This is a genomic window from Prosthecobacter sp. (genome assembly GCF_029946185.1).
Lineage (GTDB): Bacteria > Verrucomicrobiota > Verrucomicrobiia > Verrucomicrobiales > Verrucomicrobiaceae > Prosthecobacter.
Genome location: NZ_JAQSEA010000104.1, coordinates 1 through 17,193 on the forward strand (window position 1 = coordinate 1; position 17,193 = coordinate 17,193).

General features: G+C 60.7%; 13 protein-coding genes. 4 read left to right on the plus strand and 9 right to left on the minus strand.

What is annotated here, in order from left to right; all coding sequences use genetic code 11:
* A partial coding sequence (locus PSV43_RS08080) for a DUF6600 domain-containing protein (RefSeq protein WP_300195370.1) occupies positions 1-1,054 on the minus strand: 1,054 nt, incomplete at its 3' end.
* Between the two features lie 829 nt (positions 1,055-1,883).
* On the opposite strand from PSV43_RS08080, the gene PSV43_RS08085 reads away from it, so the two are divergent.
* The 3 genes from PSV43_RS08085 (at position 1,884) to PSV43_RS08095 (ending at position 5,149) form a co-directional block, all read left to right on the plus strand.
* Positions 1,884-2,279 carry a hypothetical protein gene (locus PSV43_RS08085; protein ID WP_300195373.1) on the plus strand — a complete coding sequence of 132 codons (396 nt, stop codon included), beginning with the start codon at positions 1,884-1,886 and terminating at the stop codon, positions 2,277-2,279.
* Positions 2,280-2,300: 21 nt separating this feature from the next.
* Positions 2,301-3,383 carry a hypothetical protein gene (locus PSV43_RS08090; protein ID WP_300195375.1) on the plus strand — a complete coding sequence of 361 codons (1,083 nt, stop codon included), beginning with the start codon at positions 2,301-2,303 and terminating at the stop codon, positions 3,381-3,383.
* Between the two features lie 107 nt (positions 3,384-3,490).
* Positions 3,491-5,149: a DUF3987 domain-containing protein gene (locus PSV43_RS08095; protein ID WP_300195378.1), complete on the plus strand. Its 1,659-nt coding sequence runs from the start codon at positions 3,491-3,493 to the stop codon at positions 5,147-5,149.
* Between the two features lie 505 nt (positions 5,150-5,654).
* Here the strand turns inward: PSV43_RS08095 and PSV43_RS08100 are convergent.
* The 8 genes from PSV43_RS08100 to nusA all read right to left on the minus strand — a co-directional run bounded on the left by PSV43_RS08100 (position 5,655) and on the right by nusA (position 15,251).
* Positions 5,655-6,764: a hypothetical protein gene (locus tag PSV43_RS08100; RefSeq protein ID WP_300195381.1), complete on the minus strand. Its 1,110-nt coding sequence runs from the start codon at positions 6,762-6,764 to the stop codon at positions 5,655-5,657.
* A 379-nt stretch (positions 6,765-7,143) separates the two neighbouring features.
* A complete protein-coding gene (locus tag PSV43_RS08105; RefSeq protein WP_300195383.1) occupies positions 7,144-8,700 on the minus strand; it encodes a hypothetical protein in 1,557 nt (518 codons plus the stop codon).
* A gap of 291 nt (positions 8,701-8,991) precedes the next feature.
* Entirely contained in the window at positions 8,992-9,765 is a 774-nt protein-coding gene (locus PSV43_RS08110) for an SDR family oxidoreductase (RefSeq protein WP_300195386.1), read from the minus strand.
* Between the two features lie 173 nt (positions 9,766-9,938).
* Positions 9,939-10,070: a hypothetical protein gene (locus PSV43_RS08115; protein ID WP_300195390.1), complete on the minus strand. Its 132-nt coding sequence runs from the start codon at positions 10,068-10,070 to the stop codon at positions 9,939-9,941.
* Between the two features lie 66 nt (positions 10,071-10,136).
* The gene (locus PSV43_RS08120; RefSeq protein WP_300195393.1) at positions 10,137-10,469 is read right to left on the minus strand and encodes a hypothetical protein; all 333 of its coding nucleotides are present in this window, start codon (positions 10,467-10,469) and stop codon (positions 10,137-10,139) included.
* A gap of 642 nt (positions 10,470-11,111) precedes the next feature.
* Positions 11,112-11,519, minus strand: a complete 408-nt coding sequence (gene rbfA, locus PSV43_RS08125; RefSeq protein ID WP_300195395.1) for a 30S ribosome-binding factor RbfA — start codon at positions 11,517-11,519, stop codon at positions 11,112-11,114.
* Positions 11,520-11,652: 133 nt separating this feature from the next.
* Positions 11,653-13,896 carry a translation initiation factor IF-2 gene (gene infB, locus PSV43_RS08130; RefSeq protein WP_300195398.1) on the minus strand — a complete coding sequence of 748 codons (2,244 nt, stop codon included), beginning with the start codon at positions 13,894-13,896 and terminating at the stop codon, positions 11,653-11,655.
* Between the two features lie 89 nt (positions 13,897-13,985).
* Entirely contained in the window at positions 13,986-15,251 is a 1,266-nt protein-coding gene (gene nusA, locus PSV43_RS08135; RefSeq protein ID WP_300195401.1) for a transcription termination factor NusA, read from the minus strand.
* A gap of 210 nt (positions 15,252-15,461) precedes the next feature.
* On the opposite strand from nusA, the gene PSV43_RS08140 reads away from it, so the two are divergent.
* The gene (locus tag PSV43_RS08140) at positions 15,462-16,886 is read left to right on the plus strand and encodes a sulfatase (protein WP_300195403.1); all 1,425 of its coding nucleotides are present in this window, start codon (positions 15,462-15,464) and stop codon (positions 16,884-16,886) included.
* Positions 16,887-17,193: the final 307 nt, after the last annotated feature.

The window sequence follows — 17,193 nt, forward strand, 5'->3', positions numbered from 1 at the left end:
CTTTGCGCCCATGGGGCTCCCGCTTGCGACCCACGGCGGGGGGGGGTGCGGTGCTGGTGACGGGGCGCAAGTTTTTTTCCGGCAGATTGGCCGGACGGGTGCGATCCAGTTCATCGCGCTGACGCTGGCGCATGCGGTCGGTGTTCTGGTCATTTCCCATACCGCGCCAGCCACGGTCGATCACAGGCTGGTTCAAAGACTCACGCACGCGAGGGGGCAGCCTGTGGGAGTCATCTCTGCGGATGGAGGGGGAGGCGATAAAGAGCTGGCCCTTCTCAATGCGTGAGGAGCCTCCGCGTGGCGGGCCGTTGCCACGGCGGTCGCGGTCATTGTCCAGCCAGTTGCGGCGGAAGCCGTCATCATCCCGGTGCAGGGACAGCCGGCGGACGCGGTTATTGCCAAAGCCATCAATGCGCTGCGGGTCGGGGCCGCCGACAAAGATGTTGTTCACCACGTTCTTCTGATAGCTGATTTGGGTGATGTTGACCGACTGGTCATAGTAATTGTAGTTGCGGCTGCGATCCAGGATGAAGGGCCGCAGGGAGGTGATGCTGGCAAACAGGTTAATGGGCACAAAATTGTAATAGGAAGGGCCGACATCGTAGTAACTGTCCGTCCAGTTCCCGAAGCCGATGCCGGGAGACCAGGCGGCCTCGGGCGGCAGGGGTGCCCAGCCGATCTGCCCCTGCGTCTGACGCCAGGAGACCCACGCGGGCGCCCATTCATAGCCGGGCACCCAGGTCCAGGCCTGCTGCATCTGGATCCAGCGCCCGTAATGGTAGGTGAGCCAGCCGAAGTCTTCGTTGGAGATCCACGTCCAGCCCGCCTCCGTGAAAGCCCAGCTGCCATCCGCATACGGCGACCAGCCGGGCTGCTGCGCGACGAGCGGCTGCCAGACGTAGCCGTAGTTCGGCGTGTAAATCCAGTCCCCGTCAGGGCTGAGCGCATCGTAGAAGAAGTCGATGGAGACGGAGTCATCCTGCGCACGTGCCGGAGCCAGCGGCATGGTCAGGGCCAGCAGCGCGGCAAATAAGAGAAGAAAGGAACGTTTCATGGTGAGTGAGGGGGTTGGATCGAGATTTTAAAAAGGAGGGGGTGGCAGCAGGGACTCGCCGTCTCACACACCTCTTTGTGGCTGGGTGCTTGGACGCAGCAGGCAGGTTAGTATTCAGTCATCGCGCAAAAGGACTGAGACGGATGGACGATTTTTCACGGGCATGCGTGACATGATACGGGGTGTGATGCCCTGTGCTATGGGGTGAAACCCTGCCTGCTGCACTCATACTCGCGGAGGGAGACAGCCCGCCGGGCCGCTTGCCGCAGAGCACCTGAGGAAACACGCAATCTAATCTCTGCCACCTCCGCACCTTTGCCCCTCTGCGGCAAACCGAACATCCTCAGACTCTCCATTCCGGAAATGAGCTTCGCGAATCGCTATAGTTATTCGGGAGCATGCGGTCAGCGTGGGGAGGGCTGAGAAGGGCTGACCCGCAGCCTTGCGGTGATTTCCACCCGGCTATTTCCTGCTGATCCGCTCCATTTTGAGCTTCCTGCCGCAGCGCCGCACCCCCTGCTGCAACTTTTCGTAAAATTTCGCTTGAACTTTCAAAAACGGACCCAAGTCTTTATCCATTCCTGAGGATGGCCGGCGTGCAGAACGCGGCTTTTTAAAGGGATCAAGGCGAAGCAGCAGTGAAGAACTCTGGCAATCGCACCCGGCACAAGTCCTGGCGGCCCTGAAAAGCCCCCAGCCTTCCACGCCCGACCTCACGCGGACTCCGCGCCCACCGGCATCTCCATGCCCTGACGCGCCCGCGTGATACCACAAGACACCATTAAATAGCACAAACAAGCATTCAAAGACCATCAATAACAACAACATCATGAACTCTCATTCCAACTCCAGCACGACCTGCACTCCCGACATCACCACCACCGGGCCAGCCGAAGCTCCGACCACGATTCTGCCCAAGGTGGAGCTGCTCACACAGGTGCAGATGTCGCAGCAGCTCGGCATCAGCCGCCGGACCCTGCACAACTGGGTCCTCGACGGGATGGTGCCCATGATCAAGGTGCGCGGCTTCTGCCGCTTTGAACCCGCCAAGGTCTGGGCCGCGCTGCTGCAGCGCGAGGTGTCTGCGGCCTTGCCGAGCGCCTCCGCCTTGCGGCGGGGGATCGTCCCGCTCCCTGAGGCGGACTCAACAACCAGCGCACCCGCGCCATCCACCCCCAGCGGGATCAAGGTGATCCCCCTGCCCCACACCACCCCCACGGCCTAAACTACCACTTTCTACCACACGATGAAAACTGCAACCGAACGTGCCAGCGCCTATCTGGCAAAGATGCCCGCCTCCGTCTCCGGGCAGGGGGGCGATGCCGCCGCCTTCAGCGCCGCCGTGGCGCTGGTGCGCGGCTTTGACCTCTCCGAGGAGGAGGCCCTGCCCCTGCTCAGCCACTGGAACAAGGACTGCCGCCCGCCCTGGCGGGAGAATGACCTGCGCCACAAGCTGCACTGGGCCGCCAGAAGCACCAAAGTGCCTGCGGGCTGCCTGCTGGAGGCTGAGTGGCCCCAGGGTGGGCAGAGCACCCACGGCGCAAAGGGGAAAGATAAGCCCTGCAGGTCGAACAACCCCTGTAAGACCTGTTCCTCTTCGCAGAGTGCCGCCGAGCCACAGAGCCCCCAGACACCCGCCATACCTGCGGAAGACCGGGCCTGGCTGCGCGAGACGTGGCCGGCGTTTCACCCCCTCACGCGTGAAGACATCCGCACCGTGGCGGAGCTGCGCGGCATCTTTCCAGATGCGGTGGATCTGGCGCATCGGCACGGGTTTCTCAAGGTGGCGATGATGCAGGGGCAGCGCTGCCTCGTCATCACCGAGGGCACCTTCGCCCAGGTGCGGCGGCTGGACGGGCAGCCGCTGGCGAAGGCCGACGGCACGCACATCAAAGCGCGGAATCTCTCCGGCTCCCAGGGCGCCTTCATCGGCCAGAGCTGGCTGGGCGAAACCACGCACGTGCTGCTGGTGGAGGGGGCCGTGGGACTCATCGAGGGCCTCGCCGCCATGCTGCTGGTGGATACGCAGCACGCCTGGAGCATCCTCGCCGCCACCAGCGCCAGCTCCCGCTTTGCGCGGGCTCCAGAGCTGCTGGAGCGACTGCGCGGGCGTGAGATACACCTCATCCCGGACACGGACGAGGCGGGCATGGACGCCGGAGCTTCCTGGCTCGCAGACCTCCAGGCCGCAGGCGTACACGCCCATGTGCACTTCCTGCCCAAGACCTGCAAGGACCTCGGCGATGTCCTCCATCTGCCGGAGGCCGAGCGCCTGGGCATCCTACACGAAATCTTCCCACCTCAGCCTCCAACCCTGCCCCAGCCATGACTCCTGCCCATGCCCACGCCTTTGCTCTGGCCCACGCCAGGACTCCTGAACCCGACCTCTTTTCTATTTCGGCGGATTCCTCTGCCCCCAACCTTTTTTCCAAGACCATGAACACTGAACCTGACTCCGACTCTCAATCCAAATCCAACCCCGGCTCTGACACCCACCCCGCTGCTGCGCACCCGCCGGAGGCTGGCACACCCCGCCACCTCGCCGATGGCAAGGCCGAGCTGATGGCACGCGCCGCCTTCCGGCCCTCCGCCGACTGGACCCAGCACCTGCACCCCGCGACCCCGCCCCCACCCGCAGCGGTCCCCGCGCCGCCTGCTGCGGGAGAAACGTCCGCAACATCCACATCTGTAACGGTGGTTTGTGACTCTCCCGCCACGCCCAAGGCGGAGACTTCCACGGTTTCCACCATTTCAACGGGGGGTGGTGAGAAACCAGCTCCCGCAGGCATGGAGACTTCCACCATTTCCACCGTTTCAACGGGGGGTGGTGAGAAAACTCGCGAGCACCCCATCCCGGAGGATTCCATCCTCATGGATTACCGTGACTTCGCGCGCTGCGTCTCAGAGCTGCCGGACGGCCTCATCGTCGCTCCCATCCTGGCCCTGTGTGGCAAGCTACTAACACCCAATGTCACCCTGAACTTTGGCAGCCAAAAGCCGCTGACGATTTACAACTTCGTGGCCTGTCCTGCCGGCCTGCGCAAGGGCACCACCTTTGCGCCTGCGATCAAGATCGCCCGGCACATCCTCACCCCTGAGGATCTCATCGGCGGAAACGCCAGCGACTCCGCGCTGTTTGACACCTTTGAGCAGCAGCCCCACCGCCTGCAGTTTGAGGACGAAGGAAACACCATCCTGCGTAGCTGGGAGTCGCAGTCCTACGGGCGCGAGACCTCCGCCCGCTACCTGGGCCTCTACGATGGTTCGCCATGGCACCAGAACTTCCTGCGTGAAGGCAAAAGCCACGGCGATGGCGAATCCCAGCGGCACATTGAGCAGGCCACCCTGAGCCTCTGCATGGGCAGCACCTTTGGTGTGGCGCGGCTGGATCAAATCGCCTCCGGCTGCGGGCTGCGCCGCCGCTTTGGCTTCTACGTGGCCACCCGGCAGGCACGGCAGATCTGGTGGCCTGAAAGCCTGGAAGGAGAAGATCTGCAAAACCTGACCGACCTCTTCCGCAATCTGACCACGCTCAAAGGCAGCGTGGGCAGGGACCAGCTCACCAAGGCCGCCAAGCACTACTGGGTGGGCCTGCAGCAGCGCAACCGCGACCGCTGTGAGTCAATACCAGGATATACCAATGGAGATGAGAGCCTGCTCTCCAGCCTCAATGAATCCCCCGCCCGCTGCCTGAAGCTGGCCATCATCTTCCAGGCCTGCCGGTGGGCCAGGGGCAGCATCACAGATCCCTTCACCATCACCCCGGAGATTCTGGAGCTGGCGGAGGCGCATCAAAACGGCTGCCTTGACGCACTCATCCAGCTCGAAGGCATGAGCCGCCGCGTCCAGGTGGACGACACCGCCGAATGGCTGCTGGCGCAGATCACGGGTGACCACAGCGTCAGGCCCGGCCAGAAGCAGGCCGCGTACACCAAGAGCCAGCTCACCCACCGCTTTGCCGCCAATCCCGGACGCTTGGGCGCGCTCACCGCCTCCAAGCTCTACGGCGACATCATCCCCCACCTTGTTTCCCGCCAGCAGTGTGTGGTGAGCAAATCTGGCAATCTGTACACCTACACCTTCACGTGGGAATGAGCGAACACACCACCCCCCGTTGAAACGGTGGAAACCGTGGAAGTCTCTCCTTGCAGGGGCAGGGAGTGACACACCCCCGTTGAAACGGTGGAAACCGTGGAAGTCTCCATGTGTGTGGGGGCTAGTTTGTCACCACCCCCCGTTGAAACGGTGGAAACCGTGGAAGTCTCTTTCTGTAATGCTTGTCATGAATGGCACTTGATTAAGGGCGCAGCTCGTGAAACTCACTGCTTGCGCGCAACGCTCCTCGGAGCGCGGAATTGATTCCGCTGCACTCCGCAGCACACACCTGCCCCGCCTTGACATGCTGCTTTCTCGACACCCGACATCACCGTGTTTGCGGCATTCAGTGCGAGCCATCACACATCCCACGCGGACGACCTGCTGCGGACTCAAGTCCGCGCTCCGTGACACTTTTCGGCTTCGTCAGTGAATGGATGGTTTCCTCGACACCCGCCTTAATCAAGCGCCATTCGTGCCTGTCATCTTTAATGTCTGCCCAGGCTCAAGCAGGCGGCGTCGCGGGAAAATGCACCGTGCTGCACTCGGGGCAGATGCCGTGGGACACGCTGGCTTCCGTGTGTTTGGCGATGTAGGAGGCCACATCGTCCCAGTAGCCCTGATCGTCGCGGATCTTCTTGCACCAGGCGCACATGGGCAGCAGGCCCTGCAGCGTGCGAACTTCATCGAACGACCGCTGCAGCTCCGCGATCATTTGATCACGCGCGTCAACGGCCGCACGCCGGGCGAGATCCAGCAGGTGAAGCTGGCGCGCGGTGGCAAGAACGAGCACCGTGAAAAAAGCCAGGGTGCAGACGACAAAAAACGCCGTTCCGGCAGGCGTGTCATACAGACCCGACTTCCTGCCGCCCACCCCGAGCCAGCCAAGCAGCAATGGCATCAGGATAGCCCCTGGCAGCAGCCGGCGCGCCATGATGCCGCCGGTGGTCTCGCTAAACAAAATGTCCCGCGCCTCCCCGGCCTCGTGCCTGGCGCAGTACAGGCCCGCGCAGAGCAGCAGAAACGCCAGCGAAGTATGAATGGCCATGCCGGTGATCTGGCTGATGCCCACCTGAAACATGAAGCCAAAGAGATGCCCCACCAGACTGGCCAGAGCGATGAAGGCCACACAGGCCAGCAGCGCCCTGGATACCACGTTCCACCAGCCCCTCCTACGGCTGGCGGAAAGCAGCAGCGCCACGCCAAAGAACACAAAACTCACGGCCGTCTGCGATGACATGCGGCCCGGGGTGTACTTGCTCGTCGCACGCGCCTGCTCCTGGAGCAGCCGATTGTCGATGCCCAGATCCACCCCGGAGATGTGCTCCACCAAGGTGAGCCCGCCGATGAGGATGACGAGGCCTGCGCAGAGCTGTCCCATCCGCCGGCAGCACGGGCTGCGGCAGACAGCCGCCCCCCGCAGGGAAAGCCCCGCCAGGACAAACACCAGCGCCGTATTGAACTTCATGGCGATGCTCCCCGGCAGGATGCGTTTGAGAAAAGACACATCGAAGATCCATCCAGCCAAGACAGCGCTCCCGATGCCGATCACCAAAAGACTGAAGAGATTGGTCCAGCGGGCCAGCCCTGGATGAGTCGTGGTAGGGGCAAGCATGTGCAGTTTAAAAAAGACGGGAGTCGAGTGGTGATGGGAGGAAGAGGGAAGGATCGCAGCCAGCCAGGCACCTCTGTCATACCCAAGGGGCGGATTCAGCCGCGCCCGGAGATTCATGCAATATTCGCTGCATGCAGCACAATCCAGAGCGCAGGCTTGGGCCCGTCATGGGACATCATCCGCACCTTCATCCGCCTCAGCCGCAGGAGTGACTGCAAACGCCCTCGGGTAAGGCGGCACCTTCGGCGAAGGCTCCAGCGTGGGGAGGATCTCGGGGCGTGGCTCTGGGAGAATGACCTGTGGAAAAAAGAACCTCCGCCTTCGCGGAAAATGAAAACGTTTCGAATCAATGAGCGGGTATTAGCGTGCGTTAAAGACCTCACAGCCGTAGAGGATCGGCAGTCCCTCGTGCGTCGGAGTCTCGGGCATGATAAAAAGTCTCCAGTTGCTGCAGCAGCGGAGCCGGTAGTTTTTGCCGCCATTCAGGAAACGAAATCAGACACATGCCCAGCCCGAGGAGCATGAAGGCCTTCGCTGCGAGACTGCGCACTCGCATGAGGGCGTTCATGAGCCAGAGCTGCGTCTGCATGCAGCTGCACGCGTAGGTATCCCAGTTGTCGTTGGCCTTGTGACTGCACGCATTCCCGGCGATCATGAGCATGCCAAGGCCGGTGATCTCGACGATGAGCAAGGCCCAATGCCACGGTGTGATGTGGCTCCATTCCATGCCAAGCGCAAGCTTGAGCGGGATGGGCACGGCGGCGGCGTTTTTGAACTGCTGCCACAGGCCGAAATCGCAGTACTCCGCGATCAAGATAACGAGGACAATCAGCGCTGGCACGAGAATGAGCAGCCGCTGCAAAGGATTGTCCCAGGGCCAGCAGAGCGCTTGTTTTTGCTCGCCAGTTTTGTCGGCCTTGGGCTGCGGCTTCAGCAGAAACACCAGCGGCCACCAGAACCAGCAGGTGGCCTTGATGTTGAGGCGGTAGAGGAAGGCGGGAAGGAAGAAAAATGCGGCAAGCGGTGGTCCTGCCCCCCATTTAAAAACCTTATTTTCCGTTTCGGATAATGAACGAATGAAGCCGTCGAAGGCAAAACTCTCATCCTCTTCTCGAATACCCGGTATAAGCTCGGCGGGCACAAAGAAATCCACCCAAAAGTTGTTTTCCTGCCAGTTTTCCGGCAGTCGGCCAAGGCCCTGGGGCAGATACCGCAGCGTGGCAACCACACGGAAAACCAAACCACGGGCGGCAAGTCCCAGTCCCATCCCAAGTCCTACATACGCAGTCGCTCCGGCACCCGCGCCTACAAATGCCCCCACAAAACCGCCTGCACCTGCAACTACACCAGCAAACATACCAACACTCACACCCGCTCCCATAGCCCCACCTGCAACAACCCCACCACCTGCTACCTTAGACAAAGTCATAGCCGTTCCCGAACCCACAACCGTACCGGTAATCATGATCACAATTGTAACCGTAAACGCTAGCGACAAACCGCCAATAAGCATCGACCAGCCCAACAGTAGCCAGCCGCTTTGCCCTACCAGCCAGAGTCCACTCAACCAGGAGGCCAACGGATAGACTGCGATGCCAGTAAGGACCGCTGCTCTAATCAACCACTTCTCGCGCTTCGCCTTCGACCAGTCCTCGTAGTTGCTGATGCCGAGCCCCTCCTTCAAGAACCATCTCACCCCCAACTTCATGGACTCCGGCGAACGCAGCAGCAAAAGCGGCGCGATGAAGACGCTGCTCAGCAGATGCCAGTGGGTGTCCCAATGGATGGCGATGCCCCAGTACAGCGCGATGGCGAAGAGGGTCTCGGCGCAAGCCAGCACGGATATTTTTCCGGCGACGCGGCTTTTGAAGGTGGCATGCCAGACCCACGACCGCTCGGCGGCGGTGTCAGGGATGCTTGGGGCTTGATCGGTCATCTGAGAAAACTCCTAGGGGAGAGGCGAGTATCAGAACGAAGCGAGCGCGAAGTTTCAATGGGGAGTTTCAAGTGACAGGTTTAAAGTTCATGAGAGCGATGGCGCTTCAGGGCCTACGCATGAACAAGCCAGATGAACTTTCGCCAAGAGCGATGGCGGTATCGACCGAGAGTTTTCAATCCCGGAACGAACGCCGCAGAGATCACTTTTGAAAAACCTCTGCGGCGTTCCGCTCTCTGCAGGGAAGACTGGGAAGATGCCAAGCCTTACTTCGAGATGCTTGCGCCCCTGCTAAAACCTACCACCATCCACCATGAACTGCTGGGCGGTGCAGGCGGCGCCATCGTCGGCGGCGAGGAAGAGGACCATCTGGGCGAATTCTTCGGGCTGGATGCGGCGCTTGAGGGCTTGGTCGCGCAGCGTGCCGGCCTCGCCTTCGGGGGACCACCATTTCGTGAGCTGGCGCTCGGTGGGCACCCAGCCGGGGAGCACGGTGTTCACGCGGACGCCATGGGGGCCGAAGGTGCGGGCCATGGTGCGGGTGATGCCCTCCACCGCTGACTTGGCGATGGCGTAGCCGGGAAAGAAATCCTCCTGCATCATGTAGCTGCTGGAGCCGATGTTGATCACCGAGCCCTGCGCGGCGGCGATCATCTGCGGGGCCAGGGCCTGGATGGCGAAGAAGTAATGCCGCAGGTTGGTGTTGATGCGGTTGTCAAAATACTCGGGCGTCACGTCCTGCCATGCGTGGCGGTCGTCGTTGGCGGCGTTGTTGACGAGAACGGTGACGCTGCCGAGAGCGCGCAGGGCGGCGGCGCAGGCGGCCTTCAGCGCGTCGATGTCGAGCAGATCGACCTCATAGAACAAGGGCGCATGCGCCACGCCGGCGTCGGTGCAGCGCTGGATCGTGGCCTGGGCATACGGCACGTTTTTGTCCACAAAGGCCACGCGGCTGCCCTGCCGCGCAAACTGCTCCACCAGCGCACTGCCAATGCCATCGGCACCGCCGGTGATGAAAACGGTGCGATCAACAAGCGAAGGATAACGGGCGTATTGGGCGGGCATAAGAGGTGAGCGATAGCTGTCTCTTGCAGGCGCAAACGCCAGATAAAAGATGCAGAAAGGATGCCGGGCAGGAATGGCGCTCGGTTAAGGGCATTCATCGTGGATTTTGGGAGCCAAGGGACGCTGGCAGAGACGACGGTGCGTTGATGACGCTGCTGGGGTGCTCGATGTGTTCAGAGGCTGCTGGGTTTGCTGCCCGGAGGGCTGGTGCGGTAACCCAGGGCTTGCTCGTTCCTCGCCGCGCCCTGGGCTGAGTCCGCCGCACCTTTGGTGCTGAGATCCTGACGACTATGCGTGCGAAACATGGGCTTAACCGAGTGCCATTCATGCCGGGCATGAATGGCATCACTGCCACTTTTGGGCGTGGCGTTTTACTTTTGAGCTTCGTGCTGAAGATCGAATGTTTCATCAGCGCTCTCACGCACCCCAGGAGGATAGAGCGGCACCTTCGGCGAAGGTTCCAGCGTGGGGAGGATCTCGGGGAGTGGCTCTGGAAGGAGGACCTGTGGTGGAAAAAGGAACTGCCGCCTTCGCGGAAAATAAAAACGTTTCGAATCAATGAGCGGGTAGTACCGCGCATTGAAGAGGTCGTCCGCAGAAGCCGCTGGGGCAGTGACCACGGCCTGCGCCGGCTGCCGCATCTGCGCGCTGAGCACCGCAAAGCAGGCGATCAAGCCACCGCACAGAATCAGGATGAGGCCCATGCTGAAGCCTAGGCCGGACCTCAAAAGCATCGCCGGGAGGTAGGACGAGACACCCGCAGATGGGAGACGAATGCTGCTGGCCATTTCCCGGTTATACGGGATCAGCGGAAGAGATGTCAATGATTTCGCTGGGGCGGGTGATGCTCAGCCGCTTCTTCCTGGAAAGATGCTCCGCAGGCCCACGCGCCATTGAAAACGGGTCTGTGCAGGCGTGTGCACGGGTAGCGTGGCACTCCGGTCGTAGGTTGGATGTGTTTGGCGTCCCAACCGCTTCTTCGCTCCACCACACGCTCCGCCAAACCGTCCGACTGCGAGGACGTTCGCAAGTCATGGCGTTTGCGGAACGCTGATGGACGGGCGGGCTTGCGCCACACCCATCCTACGTATGGCGGGCATGCAAGCATCGGCTGCCCCATCTGCCTTGCAGCGTCCCACTGAACACAAAGTCTCTTCTTCAGAACCGAACCTTCAGCGGCTCCGAAATAGACCCGTTTTCAATGAATTGGGGTATCACCTGAGGCATCCGCACGTCTCTCCCGCCGCTCAGCCTCCAGCGCACCCTCCTGCTTGTTGCCCGCAGTGCAGGCACTTCCCTCCTGGCGCATGCGACATGCTGCGGACTGGATGTCCGCGCCTCTATCCCTACTCCCCAGCCTTGCCTTCGGCTTCTGCATCCTTCTTCTCTTCCTCACCTTCCACCGGAAGATCCGGCAGTGGCGGGGGGAGATTGTCGATGATGTTCAGGAGGGGCACGCCGCGCTCGACGGATTTGTCGAGGCGGAAGAAGAGCTGGGGGCTGCTGCGGAGTTTGACGCGCTTGTAGAGGTCCCGCTGGATGAAGCCACGGGCCTTGACGAGCTTGGCCAGGGCGGCGTCCTGCTGGTGCGGCTTGCCGATGACTCCGACGTACACGAAGCACTGCCGCATGTCCGGCGTGGGACTGACGTCGTGAATGGTCACGAGACAGTTCTCATTGCGGAAATCCTTCTCGAGGATGGTGCTGAGCTCACGACGAATGAGCTCGCGTACTTTGTCGACTCGGAGGGACATACAGTAGTTTAAAGTTACAGGTTTAAAGTTTAAAGTTTGGCTACGCCTGTCTTGCAAGCTCGGCTCAAGTTACCGGAAGCTGCCTTCGCGGATAACTTGAAACTTGTAACTTTAAACCTTCAACTGGCTTGGATTAGAGAGTTTGGGCGATTTTTTCGAGTTCGTAGCACTCGATGACGTCGTTTTCTTCGTAGTCGCTGAAGCCGGAGAGCTTGATACCGCACTCCATGCCGTTGCGCACTTCGTTGACTTCGTCGTGGAAGCGGCGCAGCGTTTCGAAGCCACCGTCATAGACGGCCTGGCCGTCACGCAGCACGCGGGCGCGCTGCTTGCGGTTCATGATACCATCGCTGACGACAGAGCCGCCGACGAAGCCCTTGTTGACCTTGAAGACCTGCTTCACGCGGGCATGGCCAATGACCTTTTCGCGGGTGATCGGATCGAGCAATCCGGCCATGGCTTCCTTCACCTGATCGATGAGTTCGTAAATGATGGAGTAGAGCTTCACCTGTACGGTCTCGCGCTTGGAAACGGTGAGGGCCTTGTTCTCCACCTTGACGTTGAAGCCGATGATGATGGCGTCTGAGGCGCTGGCCAGCAGGACGTCGGATTCGTTGATGGCACCGACTTCCTGATGCAGGATGTCGAGGTTGCACTTGTCGCTCTTGATGTCGGTGAGGCACTTGGCCACGGCTTCCACGGAACCCTGCACATCGCACTTGAGCACGATTTTGAGGGCCTTCTTGTTGCTGTCCTCGATGCTGGCAAAGAGGTGCTCCAGGGTGGAGCGACGCGGCACATTGAGCTTCTTATGGCGGATCTCTTCAAGGCGCTCAACGCTGAGCTTCTTGACGTCGCGCTCGTTGTTCATGACGACGACTTCGTCACCCACATGCGGCATGTCGCTGAAGCCGATGACTTCGCAGGGCATGCCGGGAAGGACTTCCTTGATGGACTCGCCGCGGTCATTGATGATCGCCTTGACCTTGCCCCAGAGCGGGCCGCAGATGAAGGGCTGGCCGACTTTGAGCGTGCCCTGGCCGATGATGACGGTGGCCACGGGGCCTTTGCCGGCGACCATGGAGGATTCGATGACGGTGGCACGCGGGGAGGCCTTGGGGTCTGCCTTGAGCTCCAGCACTTCGGCCTGGAGGGACATGGTTTCGAGCAGGTTGTCGAGGCCGAGTCCGCTTTTGGCGGAGACTTCCATGACTTCGATCTCGCCACCCCAGTCAACTGGCGCGAGGCCGATGTCCTGAAGCTGGCTTTTCACGCGGAGCACGTTGGCAGCAGGCAGGTCGCACTTGTTCAGAGCCACCATGAGCTGCACGCCGGCAGCCTTGGCATGGCTGAGGGCTTCCTTGGTCTGCGGCATGATGCCGTCGTCGGCAGCGATGACGAGGACGACGATGTCCGTGACCTTGGCACCACGGGCACGCATGGCCGAGAAGGCGGCATGGCCGGGTGTGTCGATGAAGGTGATGGGCTTGCCGTGATGCCAGATGCAATAAGCACCGATGTGCTGGGTGATGCCACCCGCTTCTCCGACGGTGACCTGCGTCTTGCGCAGGGCGTCCAGGAGGGAGGTCTTGCCATGGTCAACGTGACCCATGAAGGTGATGATCGGGGCGCGGAGTTCCAGTTTTCCCTCCTCCACCTCTTCGACGACCTGTGCGACAGGCTCGACGATGACTTCTTCCACCTTGTGGACGCCGCCGCCTTTTTCACGCTTGTCGCGCTCGAGCTTGTAGCCGTGCTTCTCGCAAATCTTTTCGGCGATCTCAATGTCGATGGCCTTGTCTGCGCTGGCGAAAACCTTGAAGGCGATGAGTTCGGAAATGATCTTGAAGGGCTTCAGGCCCATCTTGTCCGCCAGATCCTTGACCACGATCGGTGGCTTCAGGTGAATGATTTTTTCACCGCTTTCACCGACTTCAAACTCCGGTGGTGCCACCTCTGCCGGAGCGGTATGTACGATGGGGACGATGGGCCTCGGCGGCGAGGGATCATTGATCAATGAGATGGGCGGCAGCGCATTATGCTGGGCGTTGTCATTCGCTGGCCGGCGGCGCACCTTCGGCTTGTCGTCATCCTCAAAGAGGTTCAGGGCGGCAGCCTTGCGCTCATCCAGCGTGGGCTTGGCAGGTGCGGCAGGTTGTGCCTCCGGCACAGGTTCAACGACTTTTCTGGCTCCCAAGGGCGGCAGCGAGTGGTCTTTAGCCGGCCCTCTGCTCCGGGGCTTCTTTTCCTCAATCAACGAAAGCACCTTCCCTTTGACTTCTTTTTTGGGCTTGGCGCTTTCGGCAGGCACAGCCGCCTCAACGACTACGTCGGTGGGGGACTTGCTCTTTTTGGCTGAGGAGGGTTTGCTGGACATGAGAGAATGAGATCGGGCGAGCGGCGTTGGAGGCTGGCTGGTCGTAAGTTGGGGGTTGGTTTAAAGTCGTTGTCATGGCGGCACAGGGGCTACTCCTTGGAAGGAGAGGAAGCATGTGCTGCTGCTTTGTCGAAAATCTGCTGGGCCAGGGCGTCGTCGCCACCGAGAACCTCGGCGATGTCACTGACATCCACTCCAGTGGCGAGGGTTTTGAGATCACCCATGCCGCCTTGTGTCAGCAAGCGGGCCACCTCGGCGGTGATGCCGAGGGCGTCCACGAGATGGTGCACGGCGCTGCCCATCTGGCCTTCGAAGACCTCGGCTGCGTGTTCATCCTTCTCGATGACGAGATCCATGCCGACGAGGCGTGAAGTCAGGCGCGCATTCTGTCCGCGACGACCGATGGCCTTGGATAGGTCTTCGTCTGTCACTGTGAGGCGTGCTTCTTTCTTCTCCACATTCACCTTGATCGACATGACCTTGATTGGCTTCAAGGCTTCACGCACGAACTCGGCGGGGTCGGACTTCCAGCGGATGATGTCCACTTTCTCGTTGTTCAGTTCGCGGACGATGTTCTTCACCCGCGCACCACGCAGACCGACGCAGGCACCCACGGGGTCCACCTTTTCATCGGCGCTGTGCACGGCCACCTTGGTGCGGTAACCGGCCTCACGGGCGATGCTGGCGATCTCCACGGTGTGGTCACCGATTTCGCTGACTTCAAATTCAAACAAGCGACGCACAAAATTCGGATGGGCACGGGAGAGGATGATCTCCGGGCCGCGACCGCCCTCTTTGTCCACCGCCTTGACGTAGAAACGCATGCGGTCGCCGGGGGTGTAGTCCTCGGTGGAGACACGCTCCTTGGAGGTCATGACGCCTTCGAATTTGCCGAGATCAACGATCACGTCGGATTTTTCAAAGCGACGCACCACGCCGCTGACGACGTCACCGGTGCGGTCCTTGAACTCTTCGTAGAGATTTTCCTTCTCCGCCATGCGGAGGCGCTGGAGCATCGTCTGCTTGGCAGTCTGCGCGGCGATGCGGCCCATGTTGTTGGGCGTGACTTCGACTTCGATCTCGTCTCCGAGAACGGCGTCTTTCTTGAAGCGCTTGGCGGTGGCGAGCGGGAGTTCCTCCCAACGGTTGGCAACAGTCTCCACCGCGATCAACTTGGCGAAGGCCTTGATCGTTCCTTTTTCAGGATCAATGTCGATGCGGAGTTCCCGTGCGGGACCGATGCTTTTTTTGGAGGCGGCGAGCAATGCCTGTGACAGGGCCTCGACCATTTTTGCACGGTCGATTCCTTTCTCTTTCTCGTAGTAGTCGAAAAGGGCTTTGAGTTCGCTGATCATATAAAATTCGTGATTTCACCAGACAAAAAAGAGCGGGGATGGCCCCACTCTCGCCGTGAAAACGCTAATTCTGTCCGGGAAGGACGCGAATCATAAAGGCATGCAAGGAATCAGCAAGCAGAAAAATTCTATGGAATGCCGCAGTTTTCTCAAGCGTTTTCATGAGGGCTGATTTGTGCCAACTCATTCACTTTTATCCCCTCCCCCACCATGCGCCTCCTGCCGTCTGCAATCCTAGCTCTCATCCTCCCCTTTCAGGTGGCCACCTCAGCATCTCCACCTCCCAACATCGTCATTATTTTCATGGATGATATGGGTTATGCCGATGTCAGCTGCTTCGGCGCGCAGGGCTACCAGACCCCGCACATCGACCAACTGGCAGCGGAGGGCCGCAAGTTTACTAATTTCCATGTCGCCCAGCCCGTGTGCAGCGCCTCACGCGCCGCCCTGCTCACCGGCTGCTACCCGAACCGCGTGGGCATCCACGGCGCCCTCGGACCCAGCGCCAAGCATGGCATCAGCAGCAATGAAATGACGCTGGCCGAACTGGTGAAACAAAAAGGCTACGCCACCGCCGCTGTGGGCAAATGGCATGTGGGTTCCCTGCCCCAGTTTCTTCCCACCAAGCACGGCTTTGACCAGTACTACGGCCTCCCCTACTCGAACGACATGTGGCCCTTCCATCCGCAGGCCAAAAAGGCTTTTCCCAAGCTGCCCATGATCGAAGACGACCATGTCGTGGATGAAGAGGTCACGCCGGAGGAGCAGACCCACCTCACCACGGACTACACCACCCGTGGCGTGCAGTTTATCGAAAAGAACAAGGACAAGCCCTTCTTTCTCTACCTCGCGCACAGCATGGTGCATGTGCCCCTGTTTGTGAGTGACAAGTTCAAAGGCAAATCTGGCAAAGGCTTGTTTGCCGACGTCATGCTGGAGGTGGACTGGTCCGTGCGCCAGATCATGGACGCCCTGAAGAAAAACGGCCTCGAAGACAACACCTGGGTCATCTTCACTTCCGATAACGGCCCCTGGCTCAGCTACGGCGACCATGCGGGCAGCACCGGCCCCCTGCGCGAGGGGAAAGGCACCTGCTGGGAGGGCGGCACGCGCGTGACGGGCATCATGAAATGGCCGGGAAAAATTCCTGCGGGCACCACCACCGACACGATGCTGATGACCATCGACATCCTCCCCACCATCGCCCACGTCATTGAGGCAAAACTGCCCGAGCACAAGATCGATGGCCTCAACTGCTGGCCCATCGTCAGCGGAGAACCCGGCGCTCAAAACCCGCACGACTTCTACGCCTTTTACTATGAGCAAAATCAGCTCCAGGCCATCAGCAGCGGAGATGGCCGCTGGAAGCTGCAGCTCCCTCACTCCTACCGCAGCCTGCTCCCGGACGGCCCCAAGGCCACTGGCGGCATCCCGGTGAACTACACGCAGGCGAAGATCACCGAGTCGGAACTGTATGACTTGTATGGAGACCTCAGTGAATCCAAGAACGTGGCCGCGCAAAACCCGGCCGAGGTGGCCCGGTTGCAAAAGCATGCCGAAACCATGCGCGCTGAACTCGGCGACAGCCTCATGAAGATGCCCAAGGGGAGCGGGACGCGGGAGGCTGGCAAGTAACACCCTCTGGAGGAGAGGGACCCTCTTGGCCCCTGCTTTGGAAGAGCGTTGGGTGAACGCGGAGCGTTGAGGGATCAGGATGATCCCACTCCTGCCGGAGGCGCTGGGTGGCTTGGGAGGAGTGGGACCATCTTGGTCCCTGTTTTGGAAGAGCGTTGGGTGAACGCGGAGCGTTGAGGGATCAGGATGATCCCTCTCCTGCCGGAGGCTCTGGGTGGCTTGGAAGGAGTGGGACCATCCTGGTCCCTGCTTTGGAAGAGCTTTGGGTGAACGCGGAGCGCTGAGGGATCAGGATGATCCCTCTCCT